This is a genomic window from Aequorivita sublithincola DSM 14238, from assembly GCF_000265385.1.
Taxonomy (GTDB): Bacteria; Bacteroidota; Bacteroidia; order Flavobacteriales; family Flavobacteriaceae; genus Aequorivita; species Aequorivita sublithincola.
Genome location: NC_018013.1, coordinates 1,589,654 through 1,605,692, shown reverse-complemented (window position 1 = coordinate 1,605,692; position 16,039 = coordinate 1,589,654). Strand labels below are relative to the sequence as shown.

Annotated in this window: 17 protein-coding genes; 7 read left to right on the top strand and 10 right to left on the bottom strand. The window is 37.1% G+C overall.

The annotated features are described in order from the left end of the window. Nucleotides 1–43: 43 nt before the first annotated feature. From AEQSU_RS07405 to uvrC, 7 genes are all read right to left on the bottom strand, one after another. Entirely contained in the window at nucleotides 44–1,267 is a 1,224-nt protein-coding gene (locus tag AEQSU_RS07405; RefSeq protein WP_014782243.1) for a M23 family metallopeptidase, read from the bottom strand. Nucleotides 1,268–1,430: 163 nt separating this feature from the next. Further along, on the bottom strand, nucleotides 1,431–2,204 hold the full coding sequence (locus AEQSU_RS07400) for a DUF3108 domain-containing protein (protein ID WP_014782242.1): 774 nt from the start codon (nucleotides 2,202–2,204) through the stop codon (nucleotides 1,431–1,433). A gap of 106 nt (nucleotides 2,205–2,310) precedes the next feature. Then, nucleotides 2,311–3,474 carry a 4-hydroxyphenylpyruvate dioxygenase gene (gene hppD / locus AEQSU_RS07395; protein WP_014782241.1) on the bottom strand — a complete coding sequence of 388 codons (1,164 nt, stop codon included), beginning with the start codon at nucleotides 3,472–3,474 and terminating at the stop codon, nucleotides 2,311–2,313. A gap of 29 nt (nucleotides 3,475–3,503) precedes the next feature. Beyond that, nucleotides 3,504–3,737, bottom strand: coding sequence for a DUF2442 domain-containing protein (locus AEQSU_RS07390; RefSeq protein WP_014782240.1), 234 nt, complete (start codon nucleotides 3,735–3,737; stop codon nucleotides 3,504–3,506). Between the two features lie 63 nt (nucleotides 3,738–3,800). Next, nucleotides 3,801–4,964, bottom strand: coding sequence for a homogentisate 1,2-dioxygenase (locus AEQSU_RS07385; protein WP_014782239.1), 1,164 nt, complete (start codon nucleotides 4,962–4,964; stop codon nucleotides 3,801–3,803). Between the two features lie 124 nt (nucleotides 4,965–5,088). Continuing rightward, nucleotides 5,089–7,323, bottom strand: coding sequence for a patatin-like phospholipase family protein (locus AEQSU_RS07380; protein WP_042491768.1), 2,235 nt, complete (start codon nucleotides 7,321–7,323; stop codon nucleotides 5,089–5,091). Between the two features lie 98 nt (nucleotides 7,324–7,421). After that, nucleotides 7,422–9,224 carry an excinuclease ABC subunit UvrC gene (gene uvrC / locus AEQSU_RS07375; protein ID WP_014782237.1) on the bottom strand — a complete coding sequence of 601 codons (1,803 nt, stop codon included), beginning with the start codon at nucleotides 9,222–9,224 and terminating at the stop codon, nucleotides 7,422–7,424. Nucleotides 9,225–9,358: 134 nt separating this feature from the next. Between uvrC and AEQSU_RS07370 the strand changes: the two genes are divergently transcribed. The 7 genes from AEQSU_RS07370 to AEQSU_RS07340 all read left to right on the top strand — a co-directional run bounded on the left by AEQSU_RS07370 (nucleotide 9,359) and on the right by AEQSU_RS07340 (nucleotide 14,032). Beyond that, nucleotides 9,359–10,234, top strand: coding sequence for an ATP-grasp domain-containing protein (locus AEQSU_RS07370; RefSeq protein ID WP_014782236.1), 876 nt, complete (start codon nucleotides 9,359–9,361; stop codon nucleotides 10,232–10,234). 143 nt (nucleotides 10,235–10,377) lie between these two features. After that, a complete protein-coding gene (locus AEQSU_RS07365) occupies nucleotides 10,378–10,809 on the top strand; it encodes an ATP-dependent zinc protease family protein (RefSeq protein WP_014782235.1) in 432 nt (143 codons plus the stop codon). Further along, nucleotides 10,799–11,671, top strand: a complete 873-nt coding sequence (gene rimK, locus AEQSU_RS07360; RefSeq protein ID WP_014782234.1) for a 30S ribosomal protein S6--L-glutamate ligase — start codon at nucleotides 10,799–10,801, stop codon at nucleotides 11,669–11,671. The genes AEQSU_RS07365 and rimK overlap by 11 nt, the downstream gene beginning before the upstream one ends. Before the next feature lie 2 nt (nucleotides 11,672–11,673). Then, nucleotides 11,674–12,675: a succinylglutamate desuccinylase/aspartoacylase family protein gene (locus AEQSU_RS07355; protein ID WP_014782233.1), complete on the top strand. Its 1,002-nt coding sequence runs from the start codon at nucleotides 11,674–11,676 to the stop codon at nucleotides 12,673–12,675. Nucleotides 12,676–12,731: 56 nt separating this feature from the next. After that, on the top strand, nucleotides 12,732–13,319 hold the full coding sequence (locus tag AEQSU_RS07350) for a 5-formyltetrahydrofolate cyclo-ligase (protein ID WP_014782232.1): 588 nt from the start codon (nucleotides 12,732–12,734) through the stop codon (nucleotides 13,317–13,319). Between the two features lie 25 nt (nucleotides 13,320–13,344). Then, nucleotides 13,345–13,635 (top strand): CD225/dispanin family protein, encoded by a 291-nt coding sequence (locus AEQSU_RS07345; RefSeq protein ID WP_014782231.1) that lies wholly within the window; start codon nucleotides 13,345–13,347, stop codon nucleotides 13,633–13,635. Then, nucleotides 13,610–14,032: a DUF2752 domain-containing protein gene (locus tag AEQSU_RS07340; protein ID WP_042491765.1), complete on the top strand. Its 423-nt coding sequence runs from the start codon at nucleotides 13,610–13,612 to the stop codon at nucleotides 14,030–14,032. Before AEQSU_RS07345 ends, AEQSU_RS07340 begins: the two co-directional genes overlap by 26 nt. Before the next feature lie 161 nt (nucleotides 14,033–14,193). Here AEQSU_RS07340 and AEQSU_RS07335 read toward each other — a convergent pair whose 3' ends face one another. The 3 genes from AEQSU_RS07335 to AEQSU_RS07325 all read right to left on the bottom strand — a co-directional run bounded on the left by AEQSU_RS07335 (nucleotide 14,194) and on the right by AEQSU_RS07325 (nucleotide 16,039). Continuing rightward, nucleotides 14,194–14,817, bottom strand: coding sequence for a lipoprotein signal peptidase (locus AEQSU_RS07335; RefSeq protein ID WP_014782230.1), 624 nt, complete (start codon nucleotides 14,815–14,817; stop codon nucleotides 14,194–14,196). 91 nt (nucleotides 14,818–14,908) lie between these two features. Then, complete coding sequence (locus AEQSU_RS07330) at nucleotides 14,909–15,538, bottom strand: DUF4097 family beta strand repeat-containing protein (protein ID WP_014782229.1); 630 nt, start codon at nucleotides 15,536–15,538, stop codon at nucleotides 14,909–14,911. A gap of 117 nt (nucleotides 15,539–15,655) precedes the next feature. Then, on the bottom strand, nucleotides 15,656–16,039 hold the full coding sequence (locus tag AEQSU_RS07325; RefSeq protein ID WP_014782228.1) for a TraR/DksA family transcriptional regulator: 384 nt from the start codon (nucleotides 16,037–16,039) through the stop codon (nucleotides 15,656–15,658).

The following is a 16,039-nucleotide window of genomic DNA, read 5'->3' as shown; positions in this document are numbered from 1 at the left end:
AGTTAATAACAAGTTTATTAACATTTTAAAATGCAGAAAAAAATTAAAAGGAAATGCAATCCAATTGTTCCTTCAAAGGAAGCAGATTTGCAAAATATTGATCGTGCAATTCTTTAGGAAGCGGTTGTGAAAAAGGGGTGTCTTCCCTGAATGGATCTACTTCTTTTCCGTTTTTCCAGAAGCGATAACAAACGTGAGGGCCGCTTGTGTTTCCTGTCATACCTATCCAACCAATTACATCACCTTGACTCACGTGGCTTCCTACTTTCACGTTTCTGGCTTTCATATGAAGATATTGAGTTTCGTAAGTGCCATTGTGTTGTATTTTAACGTAGTTCCCGTTGCCTCCTCTGTATTCAGACTTTGTTACAACACCATCTGCTGTCGCTAAAATAGGCGTTCCTACAGGAGCAGCAAAGTCTGTCCCGCGGTGTGGGCGCAGTTTGAAACCGTAATATTTTATACGTCTGTTAAGATTATATCTGGAAGATATTCTGCTGAATTGTACTGGAGCTTTTAAGAAAGCGCGTTTCAAATTGTTAGCCATTTCATCATAATAGCCAGAAATTTTGCCCAATGAATCTGAAGAAAATTTAAAAGCATAAAGCGGTTTGCCTCGATGTTCAAAATAGGCGGCTTTTATTTCTTTCAATCCTCCTGGAATTGTGTCGTCAATGAATTTTTCAGTATAAATTACCTTGAAACGATCTCCCGGCTGCACTTTAAAGAAGTTAATGGTCCAAGCGTAGATATTTGCTAACTGGTCCGTCATATAAGGACTTAGATTTTGCTCTTCCATAGTTGCAGAAAGCGAACTAGTAATAACACCCGATGCTTCCCTATCTTCGTAGCGAACGGGTTTCTGACTATTATAAATTGAAAGGGTATCTCTAAAATCAATAACGGCGTAGTCAATATTATTTGTTTCGTAAATAAAAACTTGTGTTTTATTAAGCGAATCTTTAGAATTTAGAAGAACATAGGGCTTTCCAACCCGAATTTTACGAACATCAAAACTATCACGAAATTTAGTGGCAACTTCCATGATTTTATCCTGAGGAACACCGTTGGCATAAAGAATATCACCGAAAGTATCGCCTTTGCGAATAGTATCTCGCACTACAATGAAATCGTTTAGAACATAACCGTATTGATTGATTATTGGTTCTTCAACAATAGCTGTGGTATCAGTTATGTCTTCTTTTTTATTTTCACAAGCGGTGGTAAACAGGGTAAGAGTAAGTACGGCTAAAATTAAATTCTTCAATGCTGGGAGTTTTCGGTATTATTGTTAATTGAACAAATTTGCTTTATATAAAAATTGACATAAGCGGTAAGATATTAAGACGTAGGACAATAATATATTTTGAATATTGGCTAAAGTCTTATGTCTTATGTCCTTTCGTCCTAAGTCTTATATCAGCAATTTATTATTTCGCCAATATTTTAAAGGAATGCTGTAATCCTTTAAATTCGGTTAGTGACGCTTTTAAGGAACCCACGGCCAATTCTGCTTGAATGAGCAACGGTATTTTATTTTTATCGTCACTAATCCAGACAGTTAGACTTTCCTTTTCCTTAAAAACACGACCCGACTGAACATAAGGTCTAAAAATCAAAGTGCGAACGCGCCCAAAATTAGTATCTAAAATCTCTTTTCCAAGGAATTTTAACCTGAATTTGTTATTTTCTTTATCAAAGAACATATTTATCTCTACAACATCGCCTTCTTTTAGGTTTTCAGTGTCCACTTTGTTTCGAAGATAGTAAAACGCCGAGATCATATCTTGCGTTTCTTCAGGGAATGAAAACACAGTGGTTTCATTATGCTTTTTGTCGTTTACTGTGGCTTTTTTTGAGTTGTGGTTAAAATCAATTTGAACATCTTTGGTATAACCACCTTCGTCTATTTTACGAATAAAACGGTATGGAATATTCTTTTCTTTGTCTATGTAAGACTGATAATCGTCTTCAACCTTAAAAAACCATTTTGAAACCCCAACGGTTTCTCCAAACCCGCGCACGTGAAAAACATCTTTTCCGTTTAAGGTTGAATTTTTAACTTTTAAAGTTGCGTAGCCAGCAGTAACAAAACCGTAGTGAACTCTAAATTTGAAATGTTCGCCATCACCATAGGCTCTTTCCTGAGCGGAAAGAAAAGTTATATTGCCGAAAAGAATTAAAAGCGTGAGTAGCTTCTTCATAAAAGTTAACTTAAGGAGTTTAGGGTTTTTAAAATTACAACTACCATTCCAAAAAAAAATAAACCCCACCTTTTTAAGACGATGGGGTTTAGCTATTGTTACAAATTTATAAAGTTCCTCTTTGTGCTTGCTCGCGCTCAATGGATTCAAAAAGTGCTTTAAAGTTTCCTGCTCCAAAACCTTTTGCTCCCATACGTTGAATTATTTCAAAAAATAGGGTTGGCCTGTCTTCCAACGGCTTTGTGAATATTTGAAGCAAATAGCCATCTTCATCGGCATCAATCATTATTGAAAGTTTTCTGAGTTCATTGATGTCTTCCTTCATCATACTATAATGCTCGCCCAAACGGTTGGGTATATCGTCATAATATGCTTGTGGTGGTGGTGGTAAAAACTCTATGCCGCGTGCTTTTAATTGGCTTACGGTTTTAATAATATCGTCTGTTGCAACTGCTAAATGCTGCACTCCAGAATCTTCATAAAAATCTAAGTATTCTTCAATCTGTGATTTTTTTATTCCTTTAGCTGGTTCGTTTATTGGGAATTTAATTCGTCCGTTGCCATTGCTCATCACTTTACTCATCAATGCTGAGTATTCTGTGTGAATTTGTTTGTCATCAAACGAAAGGAAATTTACGAAGCCCATTACGTCTTCATACCATTTAACCCATTTATTCATTTGGCCCCAACCTACATTACCAACCATGTGGTCAATGTATTTTAAGCCAGTTTCGGTTGGATTGTAATCACTTTTCCATTCGCGGAAACCTGGTAGAAATGCTCCATTGTAGTTTTTGCGTTCCACGAACATATGGACGGTTTCGCCATAAGTATAAATTCCGCTTCGCACAACTTCTCCGTGTTCATCTTTTTCAACGGTTGGTTCCATATAAGATTTTGCGCCACGTTTGGTGGTTTCTTCATAAGCACTTGTTGCATCGTCTACCCAAAGAGCGATTACTTTTACGCCGTCTCCGTGTTTTACAATGTGATCGTTTATGGGCGATTTACTGGTTAAAGGCGTTGTTAAAACAAGTCTGATTTTGTCTTGTTTTAAAACATAACTCACAGAATCTCGCGAACCTGTTTCCAAACCTTTGTAAGCGTAGGATTGAAATCCAAAAGCTGTTTTATAGAAGTGCGCAGATTGTTTTGCGTTACCCACATAAAACTCTACATAATCTGTTCCTAATAATGGCAGAAAGTCTTCTGCGCCTTCAAAAATTTTCTCTAGTCCGTAATCGACTGATTTTACTTCTTTTTTGCTCATAATTTAAGTTTTCTAATGTCTTATTTATTCTAGTTTAGAAGATTTTCGATTAAAATATCTTCATCTAAATCTTTCCAGTGAACACCCTCGCCATCGCCAATGAAACGCCAATTGTTCAATTCATTTTCAGTTGCATTTCGCAGTTTTGGAAACCATTCCAACGGAATTGATAATTCCCTACTGTCTTCAAAAACTATTTCCATTTTATAATTTTCAAAGCTTAGACTAACGGCATTGTTGGATTTACTTATTAAAATACTCATTCCATTTGTTTTTGATTAACCGCAAAGCCGCAAAGTTCATACTCTTCTGAAAACTGCTACTGTCTACTCCTTTTCAAGCCAACTCTGATAATATGTTCCATCTGAAAGTTTCATTCCATCTTCAGTAACTTGCAAAGGTTTAAAAGTATCTACCATAACGGCAAGTTCGTCTGTTTTTGTTTTACCGATGCTTCTTTCTGTAGCTCCAGGGTGTGGCCCGTGTGGAATTCCTGCTGGATGCAATGTAATTTGTCCGGCTTCAATATCATTCCTACTCATAAAATCGCCATCTACATAATATAACACCTCATCACTGTCTATATTGCTGTGATTATATGGCGCAGGAATACTGTCTGGATGATAATCGTAAAGTCGTGGCACAAAACTACATACTACAAAAGCGTCAGTTTCAAAAGTTTGGTGTACTGGTGGCGGTTGGTGAATGCGGCCTGTGATTGGTTCAAAATCGTGGATTGAGAAAGCGTAAGGAAAGTTGAAACCGTCATAACCAACAACATCAAAGGGATGTGTGGCATATACGATATCAAATATATCATCACCTTTTTTCACTTTCATTAAAAATTCGCCTTTTTCGTTGTGAGTTTCAAGTTCTTGCGGCTTGCGGATATCGCGCTCGCAATAAGGTGAATGTTCCAAAAGCTGTCCGAACCAGTTTCTATAACGTTTCGGGGTGTAAATTGGGCGACGAGATTCAACAATAAAAAGTCTATTATCTTCAGTATCAAATTGCATTTGGTATATGATTCCTCGTGGAATAACAAGGTAATCTCCGTATTTAAAATCTATATTGCCCAGAAAAGTGCGAAGTTTTCCAGTGCCTTTGTGGATGAAAATTAATTCGTCTGCATTTGAATTCTTATAAAAATAATCCGTTTGGGATTCCTGGGGTGCTGCTAGAATTATACTGCAATCGCTATTGGTTAGCACTGTTTTACGACTGTCTAGATAATCTTTTTCGGGCTTTATATTGAAACCCTTTAGCCGCAACGATTCCATGTGATTTGCCTTTGCAATCTTAGGTGCAACATTGTATTGTTTTTTAATTTCCTTCACCTGTGTAGGGCGATTTTCGTGGTATATATTACTGTACATCCCATCAAAACCAACGGTTCCGAAAAGTTGTTCGGAATAAAGACTTCCATCTGGTTTGCGGAATTGCGTATGTCGTTTGGGCGGTATTTTGCCCAGTTTGTGGTAGAAAGGCATGATTTATTAACGATTTTAGATTAATGATTTTAGATTTATGAACTGTTCTTGACCATAAATAACGCGTAAACGCGCAATCACACAAATATCGGAAAAATATTGAAGTTATACTTGTAAGTTTATCCTAAAACCGATAGCCTAATGCTACATACCATTCACTTTGGTCTCTTTCGGGAGAATAGGAATATTTAATTTCCATTGGACCTAAAACCGTTTCCAATCCATAACCTGCGGAAAAACCTGAATAATCCACACCGTCTATCCACTCTCCAGTTTCAAAAAGATCGTTGCCTACGTTGGCAATGTTTGCCGAAATATTGATGTGGTTTTTTCTGAATATTTCATAATCTAAGGTAAGCGAAGATTTTAAATAAGTATTCCCCCGCAGTGAAAGCGGATCATAACCTATAAACGGAATAATGTTGTTCATCTCCTTAAAACCGTAGCCACCCAACGAAAAATCTAAAGATTTTGTTTGTGGACCACCCCATTTAAAACCACCTTCGGTTGTTAGTTGTGCTGAAAACGCTTTGAAAAATGTATAAGCATACCCCAACTTTGCCTTTGCTAATGAAAATGGCTCAAAATCCTTGTTTCGCCCGTTAGCTAAAAGATACCAGTGAAAATCGCCTGAAAAATAAGCACCGCTCTTTGGAAAGAAACTATTATCGTAAGTATCATATTTCAGAAAACCGAATGCGCTGTAATAATTGGTGCTTTCAAAAACAGTTCGCGGAAGGTTGTTGGCGTCAGTCCCGATTGTTTCTGAAAGATAACGCAGGTATTTATGCTCTCCTCCCAATCCAAAAACAAAAGTTCTTCTAAAAAGTGTTTCAAAATAAAGCTGATTGGTAAAATCGCTATAGTTAATGGAAAGTTCATTTATCGGTAAGGAAATTTCAGAATTCAAATCTGTGTCTATAAAACTCAAGGGCACATCTGTTTCAAAAAAGTGATATTTTGAGTTGAAACCCACGCTCCAATAAAAACCTTTGTCTATATAATACTCAAAATTATAGCGTAGGTTGTCGCCCGCAATTAAGTCTAAAGAAGCAATATCATTATTGGTTAATAGACGTTTTTTGGTAATATTTACGAGTGCCGCAGTTTTAAACAAATTGTCATAATGTGCCGCAAAACGAAGCATCATGGACGAATTACTTTCCCGTAACTGCAACAGTAAAGTATTTTCGTTGTTTTCATCTTCAAAAAATTTATAATTGATATCCTGAAAATTCCCAGTAGCAGAAAGATTGTTAATCCCTTGGCTAAATTCTTCATAAGTAACCTTATCTGGAGTGCGTAGTTTTAACTTGCCCAAAACGTAACTACGAGTATATTTTTTATTGCCTTCAATTTTTACTTCTTTAATAAAAATAGTGTCTTGTGGATTGAACTTAATTTTCTTTTGCTCACTGTGTTTTTGTTGGGCAGCAAGTTTGGTAAGTTGATCCCGATACACATCTGCAGCAGTTACTCCAGATTCCACAATATTTATACCTTCACTAAACGAAACCACTGTAAAATCCTTAATGTTTGGATGAATGTAAATGTCAGTTTGTTTACGCTTTTCAGACATATCGCCAATAGTATGATAGTTGTTTATCTGCACCAAAACATCAAAAGCAGATTTCAGTCTTTCTCTGGTTTTAAGACTATCCTGTACATCTACACCAATAATAATATCCATCCCCTTTTTTCTCACTTCACCAACAGGGTAATTGTTGACCACACCTCCATCAATAAGCACTTTATCGTCAATTACTACTGGACTAAAAATGGAAGGCAACGCGCCACTGGCAGTAACCGCTCGAGGGAGATTTCCGCGATCTAGAATCACTTCCTTTCCGGTTTCAATATCTGTTGCAACACAGAAAAAAGGAATAGGAAGTTTGCTGAAATCTGTAATGGTACTAACGTGACTCGTTAATTTTGAAAGCAGATTATAAACGTTTTGTCCTTTTGAAAGCCCTGATGGAAAACCAATTTTGAAACCATCAAAAGGAAGCACCAAGGCATATTTTTCTGCTTCCTGCTTTTCATAAAAAGTTTTTGCACTACGCGGAATATTATCCTGAATCATAGTGCTAAAATCTGTTTGACTAAAAATGCTGTCCAACTGTTTGGCAGAATATCCTGAAGCATACAATGCTCCAATAATAGCGCCCATACTAGTTCCGCCAATATAATCTATCCGAACCCCAGATTCCTCAATCACTTTTAAAGCCCCAATATGCGCCAAACCTTTGGCGCCACCGCCACTTAGTACCAGACCCACTTTTACATCTTGTTGACCCTTTTCTTGTGAAAAGGATAAGGTTGAAATAAGTAATAATAATATTAAAAGTGAATTCTTCATTTTGTATGATAATCTTTTCTTGCTTAGTAAGAACCCCCAGCCCCTAAAGGGGAGCACGCTAATCTCCCCTTTAGGGGTCGGGAGTAGTTGCAAAAGCCTTATTCTTTCTTCACATTCTGAAAATGTTCAAACAACTTTTTCGCCCTGCTTGCCCCAACAACTTTTGAAAGCTCCTCAAAACTGGCAGAAGCAATCCGCTTGATGCTTTTAAATTTTTTCAATAATTCTACTACCGTTTTTTCACCTATTCCTGGAATGGTTTCCAGTTCTGTGTTCAAAGCTTGTTTACTGCGTTTGCTTCTGTGAAAGGTAATACCAAAACGGTGCGCCTCGTTCCTTAATTGTTGTATAATTTTTAAAGTTTCACTTTTCTTATCTAAATACAACGGAATAGGATCATCTGGGTAAAAAAGTTCTTCCAAACGTTTTGCAATTCCTATTATAGCAATTTTTCCGCGTAAGCCTAATTTGTCCAAGCTTTTTAATGACGAAGAAAGTTGCCCCTTCCCTCCATCTATGATGATTAGTTGCGGCAATGGTTGCTCTTCTTCCAGCAATCTTTTGTAGCGACGGTAAACCACTTCTTCCATTGAAGCAAAATCGTCTGGACCTACAACGGTTTTTATATTGAATTTACGATAATCCTTTTTGCTCGGTTTTCCGTTTTTGAAAACCACGCAGGCAGCCACAGGGTTTGTGCCCTGAATGTTACTATTGTCAAAACATTCAATATGTCTTGGTTCTTCGGAAAGACGAAGATCTTTTTTCATCTGCGCCATAATTCGCTTTTCGTGGCGATCCGGATCTACTATTTTGGATTGCTTAAAACGATCCATTCTAAAGTATTTCGCATTTCTTTCTGAAAGGTCTAGAATTGCTTTTTTGTCGCCCAATTTTGGAACGTGTATTTTAATGTTTTCACCTAATTCAACTTCGAAAGGCAGATATATTTCATTTGTAAGAGAATTGAAACGCTGCCGGATTTCTACAATAGCAAGTTGAAGCAATTCTTCATCCGTTTCGTCTAATTTCTTTTTTATTTCCAAAGTATGCGAACGGATAATTGCGCCGTGCGAAAGTTGAAGGAAATTGACATACCCATAACTTTCATCAGAAATTATTGAAAACACATCTACATTGTTAATCTTCGGGTTTACAACAGTAGATTTACTTTGGTAATTCTCTAAAATATCAATCTTTTCCTTTACACGCTGTGCCTGCTCAAATTTTAAATCGGTTGCCAAGTCTTTCATCTGGCTTTTGAATTTATGGAGCGAATCCTTAAAATTTCCTTTTACAATATTTCTGATGGCTTCAATATTGTCGTGATATTCTTTTTCGGAATACAGTCCTTCGCAAGGTCCCGCGCAGTTTCCCAAATGAAATTCCAAACAAACTTTATATTTTTCTGCCCTAATTTTTTCTTCGGAAAGATCATAATTGCAAGTTCGCAACGGATACAGCCCTTTAATTAAATCGAGCAAAGTATGCACGGTTTTCATACTCGTGTAAGGTCCATAATATTCTGAACCATCTTTAATCATTCTTCGGGTTGGGAAAACTCGCGGAAAACGCTCGTTTTTAATACAAATCCACGGATAAGTTTTGTCATCTTTCAGCAACACATTGTAGCGTGGTTGGTATTTTTTTATCAAATTGTTTTCCAGCAAAAGCGCATCGGTTTCGGTTTTAACGACGATGTGTTTTATGGTAGCAATTTTTTTTACGAGAATGCGAGTTTTGCCGTTTTCCTGCGTTTTGTTGAAGTAGGACGCGACTCTTTTTTTCAGGTTTTTAGCCTTGCCTACATACAGTAACTTCCCGTCTTTATCGTAATATTGATAAACACCGGGCGAATCTGGAAGTGTAGAAATTTGAAGTGTTACCGAAGCATTGGCCATAGCTTCAAAGATAGTGGATTGTAAATTTTATGCGAAGTTTTTTCTGAGCCCAATATGTTAATTAAGGATTAAAGTTTTTTTACAGTTAAAAGTGGTTTCACTTTTTGTCTAAATTGCACTCACAATAATCATCTATGAACATTGCCATTTTATCGCGCGGGGAGGCGCTTTACTCCACCAAAAGTCTTTTAAACGCAGGACAAGCGCGGAATCACAATATTGAGGTCTTAGATCCTTCATATTGCAATCTTGCCATGGAAAACGGAAAAGCCGTTTTATATTTTGAGAATGAATTGGTTGATGATCTTCACGCAATAATCCCCAGAATCGGGGCTTCAAATACTTTTTATGGAACTAACGTAGTGCGTCATTTTGAAGCAATGGGCGTTTTTAGCGTAGTTTCTTCTGATGGTATTAGCCACAGCCGCGACAAATGGACGTGTTTTCAAATTATGACGAAGAACCAAATTCCAGTTCCAAAAACTGTATTTGCTTCTTTTTTCGAATTTGAAGAACAACTAAAAACTTTTAACGGCAAACCTATAATCATCAAACTTCTGGAAGGAACGCACGGTGAAGGTGTTATTCTTTCTGAAAGTCCGCAGAATGCTTTGGCCACTATTGAAACCTTAAATGCAGCAGGAGTTAAATTTATACTTCAAGAGTATATTGAAGAAGCACATGGTACAGACATACGAGCAATCGTAGTTGATGGTGTAGTAGTTGCGGCAATGAGGCGCATCTGTAAGGATGGCGATTTTAGAAGCAATCTTCACAGAGGCGGAAGTTCAGAAATAATCCAACTTTCTTCCGCTGAAGAAAAAATTGCAATAAAAGCTGCAAAAGCTATTGGTCTCGGGTTTTGTGGCGTTGATATTCTTCAATCCAAAAACGGTCCGTTGGTTTTGGAAATAAACAGCACCCCAGGGTTGGAAGGCATTGAAAACACATCTGGCATAAATGTTTCAAAAAGTGTGATTGGTTTTATTGAACGTAGTAGAAAAAAGTAACAGTTTGCTGTAGGCGCGTAATTCATTTTGGGCATTATTTTAAACAGAAAAAAACTAATTCAATATATTTTATTTGCTAGACAGTTTTCGATTTCAATTTCGATTTCGATTTCATACCTTGCAATAACAAAACCCCCAGAACCTTGAAAAGAAACATTGGCAGAATAGACAAAGCAGATTTTCCATTACTGAATCTTTTCGACATTGAAGCGAAAATAGACACAGGCGCCTACACTTCTTCCATCCATTGCAAAAATATGACGGTTGAAGATTGTTATTTAAAATGCACCTTTTTAGATGAAGAACATCCAGGCTATCACGAAAAAGAAATTATATTTGACGAATATGATGTAAAGGTGGTGAAAAGCAGTAACGGCCAATCTGAAGCCAGATACAGAATAAAAACCGAAATTTTACTTTTTGGTAAAACCCAGGAAATATATTTAACACTAAGCGACCGCGAAGAGATGCGTTTTCCAGTACTTTTAGGTCGAAATTTTCTAAGCAATAAATTTGTGGTCGATATAAACCGAACCAATCTTTCCTTTAAATTAAAAGCAAAAAATGAACATTAAAATATTATCTGCAAACGCAAATTTATATTCCACCAAGCGCCTTGTAGAAGCCGCCAAAGCTAGAAAACATGACGTTGAGGTTATAAACCACGCAAAGTGCGATATCGTTATTGAAAAGAAAAATCCGGTGATAATATATAAAGGTCACAAGTTGGACCACGCTGATGCTATCATCCCAAGAATCGGAGCATCTGTCACATTTTACGGTACAGCCGTTGTACGCCAGTTTGAGATGATGCGTGTTTTTACAACTACTGAATCACAGGCTTTGGTGCGTTCGCGTGATAAATTGAGAAGTTTACAAATACTTTCTCGCGCCGGATTAGGATTGCCAAAAACGGTATTCACCAATTACTCTAAAAACGTAAAAGAAATCGTTGACCAAGCAGGAGGCGCGCCCGTAATCATTAAATTACTGGAAGGAACCCAAGGAATCGGCGTTATTTTAGTTGAAAGCAGACAGGCTGCAGAATCTGTATTGGAAGCTTTCAACAATTTACAGGCACGTGTTATTGTTCAAGAATTCGTAAAAGAAGCAGGTGGCGCAGATATTCGTGCTTTTATCGTGGATGGACAAGTAGTTGGCGCAATGAAACGCCAGGGAAAAGAGGGTGAATTCCGAAGTAATTTACACAGAGGTGGAACAGCTTCCGTGATTAAACTAACCGACGAAGAAGAAACCGCAGCGCTTAAAGCCGCCAAAGCTATGGGCTTAGGAATTGCAGGGGTGGATATGCTTCAATCCGCACGTGGACCGCTTATTCTAGAGGTAAATAGCTCACCTGGTTTGGAAGGAATAGAACAAGCCACTGGAAAAGATATCGCTAATCACATTATAAAATATATTGAACGGAACGTTTAGTTATGGCTAAAAAGGAAGAACGTGATATTGTAATATTAAACGAGCGCATCGCTTTAGGCGAAAGTCGCACGGTAGATTTCAGCATTGCAAAACTTTACACTTCTACAAAAGTTGAAATTCCGATAATTATTGAACGCTCCAAAATACCCGGACCAACGGTTTTGATTACGGCTGCTATTCATGGCGATGAAGTAAACGGTGTGGAAATAGTGCGTCAACTCATTGCCCGAAAGTTGAACAAACCCAAGCGTGGAACCATTATTTGTATTCCTATCCTGAATATCTTTGGATTTTTAAATGGTGATCGTTCCTTTCCCGATGGGCGCGATTTAAATAGAGTTTTCCCAGGAACCAAATCAGGTTCATTGGCGAGTCGTGTCGCGTATCATTTCACTAAAAAAGTGTTGCCACACGCAGATTATTGCCTTGATTTTCATACAGGTGGCGCTAGCCGTTTTAACGCAGCGCAAATTCGAATAAAACCCGATGATGAAAAATTGTTGGAATTGGCGAAAATTTTCAATGCTCCTTTTACAGTTTATTCTAACACCATTGAAAAATCTTATCGAAAAACTTGCCAAAAAATGGGCATCCCCACGTTGCTTTTTGAAGGTGGAAAAAGTCGCGAAAGCAACAAGCACATTGCAAAAGAAGGTGTAGATGGTATTATGCGTTTTTTAACGCATTTAGATATGTTGGGAAGTAGATATGTAGCTCCAGATCCCGCAACCAAAACAGTTATTATAGAAAAAAGCAAATGGATTCGCGCACACCGAAGTGGCTTGCTTCACGTGAAAATAGACTGCAACAAACACGTGGAAAAAGGTGAATTTTTGGCAACAATTACAGATCCTTACGGAAAAATGCGTTTCAAAGTTACTTCGCCTAATGAAGGTTATATTATTAATGTGAACCAATCGCCCATCGTAAATCAAGGTGATGCTATTTTTCATATTTCCACAGCGAATACAGCAGATGTGAGAGCTGAAGAAATGGAAGACTAAAGAGATTGACGATTTTTGATTGACGATTTGGAATTTGGGATTTGAAAAACATTATGATGGATAAGAAAACGCTTCGTTTAAAGTATAAAAAACTTCGTGAAACTCTTTCTGAAAAATCCATCGATGAAATGAGCCTTCAGATTGCGAATCAAGCTTTAAAACTTCCTATTTGGGATAAAACTTATTATCATATATTTCTTCCTATTTCATCAAAAAAAGAGGTGAATACTGAATATTTACTTCACATTCTTCAAGGGAAAGATAAAAGCATTGTGATTTCAAAAGCAGATTTTAGCTCGGGTGAAATGCAACATTTTTTAATGCAAGAAAATACTGTTTTAAAAACTTCAGAATACGGAATTCCAGAGCCAATTTCGGGGATTAAGCTTTCACCAGAAATAATAGATGTAGTTTTTGTTCCATTATTGGCTTTTGACCAAAATGGACATCGCATTGGTTATGGAAAAGGTTTTTACGATCGTTTTTTAGAGAAATGCAGTTCCAAATCCTTATTTATAGGACTTTCTTTTTTTGAACCAGAGCCAAAAATAATGTTTGAATCTACTGATGTTCCATTAAATTTTTGCGTCACACCTGAAAAAATATTTGATTTTAAAAATATCCGATTATCTTTATATGATTAAACAATTATTAATCAATAAATTATAAATGATGGAAACTACCAATCAACCAATGGGAGCCCCGCCAGATAATAATCTAGTCTGGGCAATTCTATGTACTGTTTTATGCTGCCTACCTTTAGGCATAGTATCAATTATTAAATCAACAAAAGTAAAAGAACTTTGGGCCCAAGGCGATGCCATTGGCGCTCAAAAAGCCGCTGATGACGCTAAAAAATATGCGATGTGGGGCGCCGGTGTTGGAGTCATCTTTCTAGTGCTTTATATTATCTTGGTTTTTGTAATCGGAATAGGTGGAGCTTTCGCAGGAAACTACTAAAATTTTAAAAATAGCCCTCATTGCTATTATTTTTGGGGGCTTTTTTTTAATCTACTTTTTCTACAACCCTTCTACAACTTTTTTTGTTCCCTGTCCACTTTATTATATCACTGGGTTTTATTGTCCGGGCTGTGGCTCGCAACGCGCAATTCATTTATTACTTCACGGGAATATTATTGGAGCATTTAGGTTCAATCCGTTAATGGTTTTAACCTTGCCTATTTTAATTTACGGATTGGGAATTACCATTGCCAATTGGATTTTTGGCACCACTTATCGCTTTATGCTCTTTTACAGCAAACTTTTTATTTTTGGGTATTTTGGGCTGGCTGTCCTTTATTGGGTGCTTCGGAATTTGCCTTTTTATCCTTTTAACTTACTTGCGCCAACCGGTTAATAAAGATTGGGCTAAAGTCCTATAGAGATAGGTGCTATCTTTACCCTGGCTTGAAGCCACGGGGTTACTCTAATAACACAAAACTTTTAGTATATTGGAATAACCTCCAGCTTTAGCTGGAGTATTATGACACGTGCAAGATTAATAGGCTTTAGCCCAACTTACGCAATTTCTTGCTCTGAGTCCTCTTTTTTAGGAAATGCTCTTTTGTTGAAAAGAAGCAGCAAAATCACTCCAACGCTTATTGAAGAATCGGCAACATTGAAAACAGGATCAAAGAAAGTGAAATACTCTCCACCCCAAAAAGGAAACCAATCAGGTAAGGTGCCACCGTACAATGGAAAATAAAGCATATCTACAACTTTCCCGTGAAACAACGTTCCATAGCCTCCTGCTTCTGGAAATAAAGTAGCTACTTGATGATGGCTATCGTTAAAAATAAGACCGTAAAAAACAGAGTCTAAAATGTTACCCAATGCTCCTGCAAAGATTAATGCGATGCAAAAAATCAGGATTCGTGGCATGTTTTTTCGAACGGAATCCCATAACCAATAGCCAATTCCGCCAATGGCAACAATTCTGAAAAGTGTTAAAATTAGTTTTCCATATTCTCCAGGGATTTTTGCGCCCCAAGCCATCCCCTCGTTTTCAACAAAAAGAATACGAAACCAATCCAGAACGCGGATTTCTTCGCCTAAAACAAAATGTGTTTTGATATAAATTTTTGAAATCTGATCTATTAAAAGAATCAGAATGATGACAATTGTGGCTTTTTTTAGGCTCATATTCATTTCCCTACGAATGTTGGAATCTCTTTGATTTAATTATAATCATTCCTTAGACAATGCTTCGGAAAGCGCAGCAAAAGTAACGATATTATTTGATTTGAAGTAGGGAAATACTCCCATTGATGCTTTCGGCCTCCACAAGAAATTTTCCGCGTTTTGGAAGATCATTTTCAACCATTCCATTTTTTGAAATTGCTTTTCCCTTCACGTTTTTTTGGGCGTGAACGGTTATATTTTCAGCGATTGTTTTGAGTTGGGCATTTCCTGAAAAATCATTCAAAACGCAATTGCCATTTTCCAAAGAAATGTTGAAGTTTTTAAAAGTTCCGTTAGCGTTTACAGAAGCTAATTTCGACCTGATTACAACATCCATTGTCTTTGGAAGTGTTATTTTCATTTCCAAAGCCATTACTTTATGGGCGGCGAGTTTGTCGTTTTCCAAAGTGAAAAATGGTGCAAATCCGGTTTTTAATGAAAGCGTTCCGTCAGTGATTTTTTCTTCAACAATAATACTTTCAGCGTGTTCACCAGATATATGAAGTGACATCTTAATGCTTTTTTCCTCTGAAGAATTGATTTCAATTTTGAAAATAGCATCGTCTTGAATTGAAAGCATACCTATTCCTCCCGAAGAAAATTCCTTTTGAATGGTTTTTTGGGCCATCGTGGAATGAATTCCGAAGAAAATAAGGGCGATTATGAAAAGTGTTTTGTTCATAGTTCAACCACAAAGGACGCGGAGTTTTTACACAGAGAGCACAGAGAATTGTTTCAATAAAAAAGCTCCATTTATTACGATGGAGCTTTTAAAAAATTTGTTTTTATAACCCTAAAATTACTTTTGTAAATTCTTGGCCTCAATACTTAAAGTAGCGTGCGGAACAAGTTTTAAACGTTCTTTGTTTATCAATTTACCGGTTACGCGGCAAACGCCGTAGGTTTTGTTTTCAATACGCACCAAGGCGTTTTTAAGGTCGCGGATAAATTTTTCCTGACGGATGGCAAGCTGCGAATTTGCTTCTTTGCTCATCACTTCACTACCTTCATCAAAAGCCTTAAAGGTTGGCGAAGTATCGTCTGTACCGTTATTACTGTCGTTTTTATAGGAACTTTGAATTAGTTCCAATTGCTCGGTTGCCTTTTTTATTTTATCGTTTAAAAGAGCTTTGAATTCTTCTAACTCGGCATCGGAATATTTTGTTTTTTCTGTGTCTGTCAT

What these genes read in the sequence shown, in the direction of transcription:
- rimK (WP_014782234.1), top strand. Translation starts at nt 10,799, where the DNA reads ATGAACATTAAAATATTATCTGCAAACGCAAATTTATATTCCACCAAG.
- AEQSU_RS07345 (WP_014782231.1), top strand. Translation starts at nt 13,345, where the DNA reads ATGATGGAAACTACCAATCAACCAATGGGAGCCCCGCCAGATAATAAT.
- AEQSU_RS07370 (WP_014782236.1), top strand. Translation starts at nt 9,359, where the DNA reads ATGAACATTGCCATTTTATCGCGCGGGGAGGCGCTTTACTCCACCAAA.
- AEQSU_RS07325 (WP_014782228.1), bottom strand. Translation starts at nt 16,039, where the DNA reads ATGACAGACACAGAAAAAACAAAATATTCCGATGCCGAGTTAGAAGAA.
- AEQSU_RS07385 (WP_014782239.1), bottom strand. Translation starts at nt 4,964, where the DNA reads ATGCCTTTCTACCACAAACTGGGCAAAATACCGCCCAAACGACATACG.
- AEQSU_RS07355 (WP_014782233.1), top strand. Translation starts at nt 11,674, where the DNA reads ATGGCTAAAAAGGAAGAACGTGATATTGTAATATTAAACGAGCGCATC.
- AEQSU_RS07380 (WP_042491768.1), bottom strand. Translation starts at nt 7,323, where the DNA reads ATGAAGAATTCACTTTTAATATTATTATTACTTATTTCAACCTTATCC.
- AEQSU_RS07335 (WP_014782230.1), bottom strand. Translation starts at nt 14,817, where the DNA reads ATGAGCCTAAAAAAAGCCACAATTGTCATCATTCTGATTCTTTTAATA.
- uvrC (WP_014782237.1), bottom strand. Translation starts at nt 9,224, where the DNA reads ATGGCCAATGCTTCGGTAACACTTCAAATTTCTACACTTCCAGATTCG.
- AEQSU_RS07350 (WP_014782232.1), top strand. Translation starts at nt 12,732, where the DNA reads ATGGATAAGAAAACGCTTCGTTTAAAGTATAAAAAACTTCGTGAAACT.
- AEQSU_RS07330 (WP_014782229.1), bottom strand. Translation starts at nt 15,538, where the DNA reads ATGAACAAAACACTTTTCATAATCGCCCTTATTTTCTTCGGAATTCAT.
- AEQSU_RS07390 (WP_014782240.1), bottom strand. Translation starts at nt 3,737, where the DNA reads ATGAGTATTTTAATAAGTAAATCCAACAATGCCGTTAGTCTAAGCTTT.
- AEQSU_RS07400 (WP_014782242.1), bottom strand. Translation starts at nt 2,204, where the DNA reads ATGAAGAAGCTACTCACGCTTTTAATTCTTTTCGGCAATATAACTTTT.
- hppD (WP_014782241.1), bottom strand. Translation starts at nt 3,474, where the DNA reads ATGAGCAAAAAAGAAGTAAAATCAGTCGATTACGGACTAGAGAAAATT.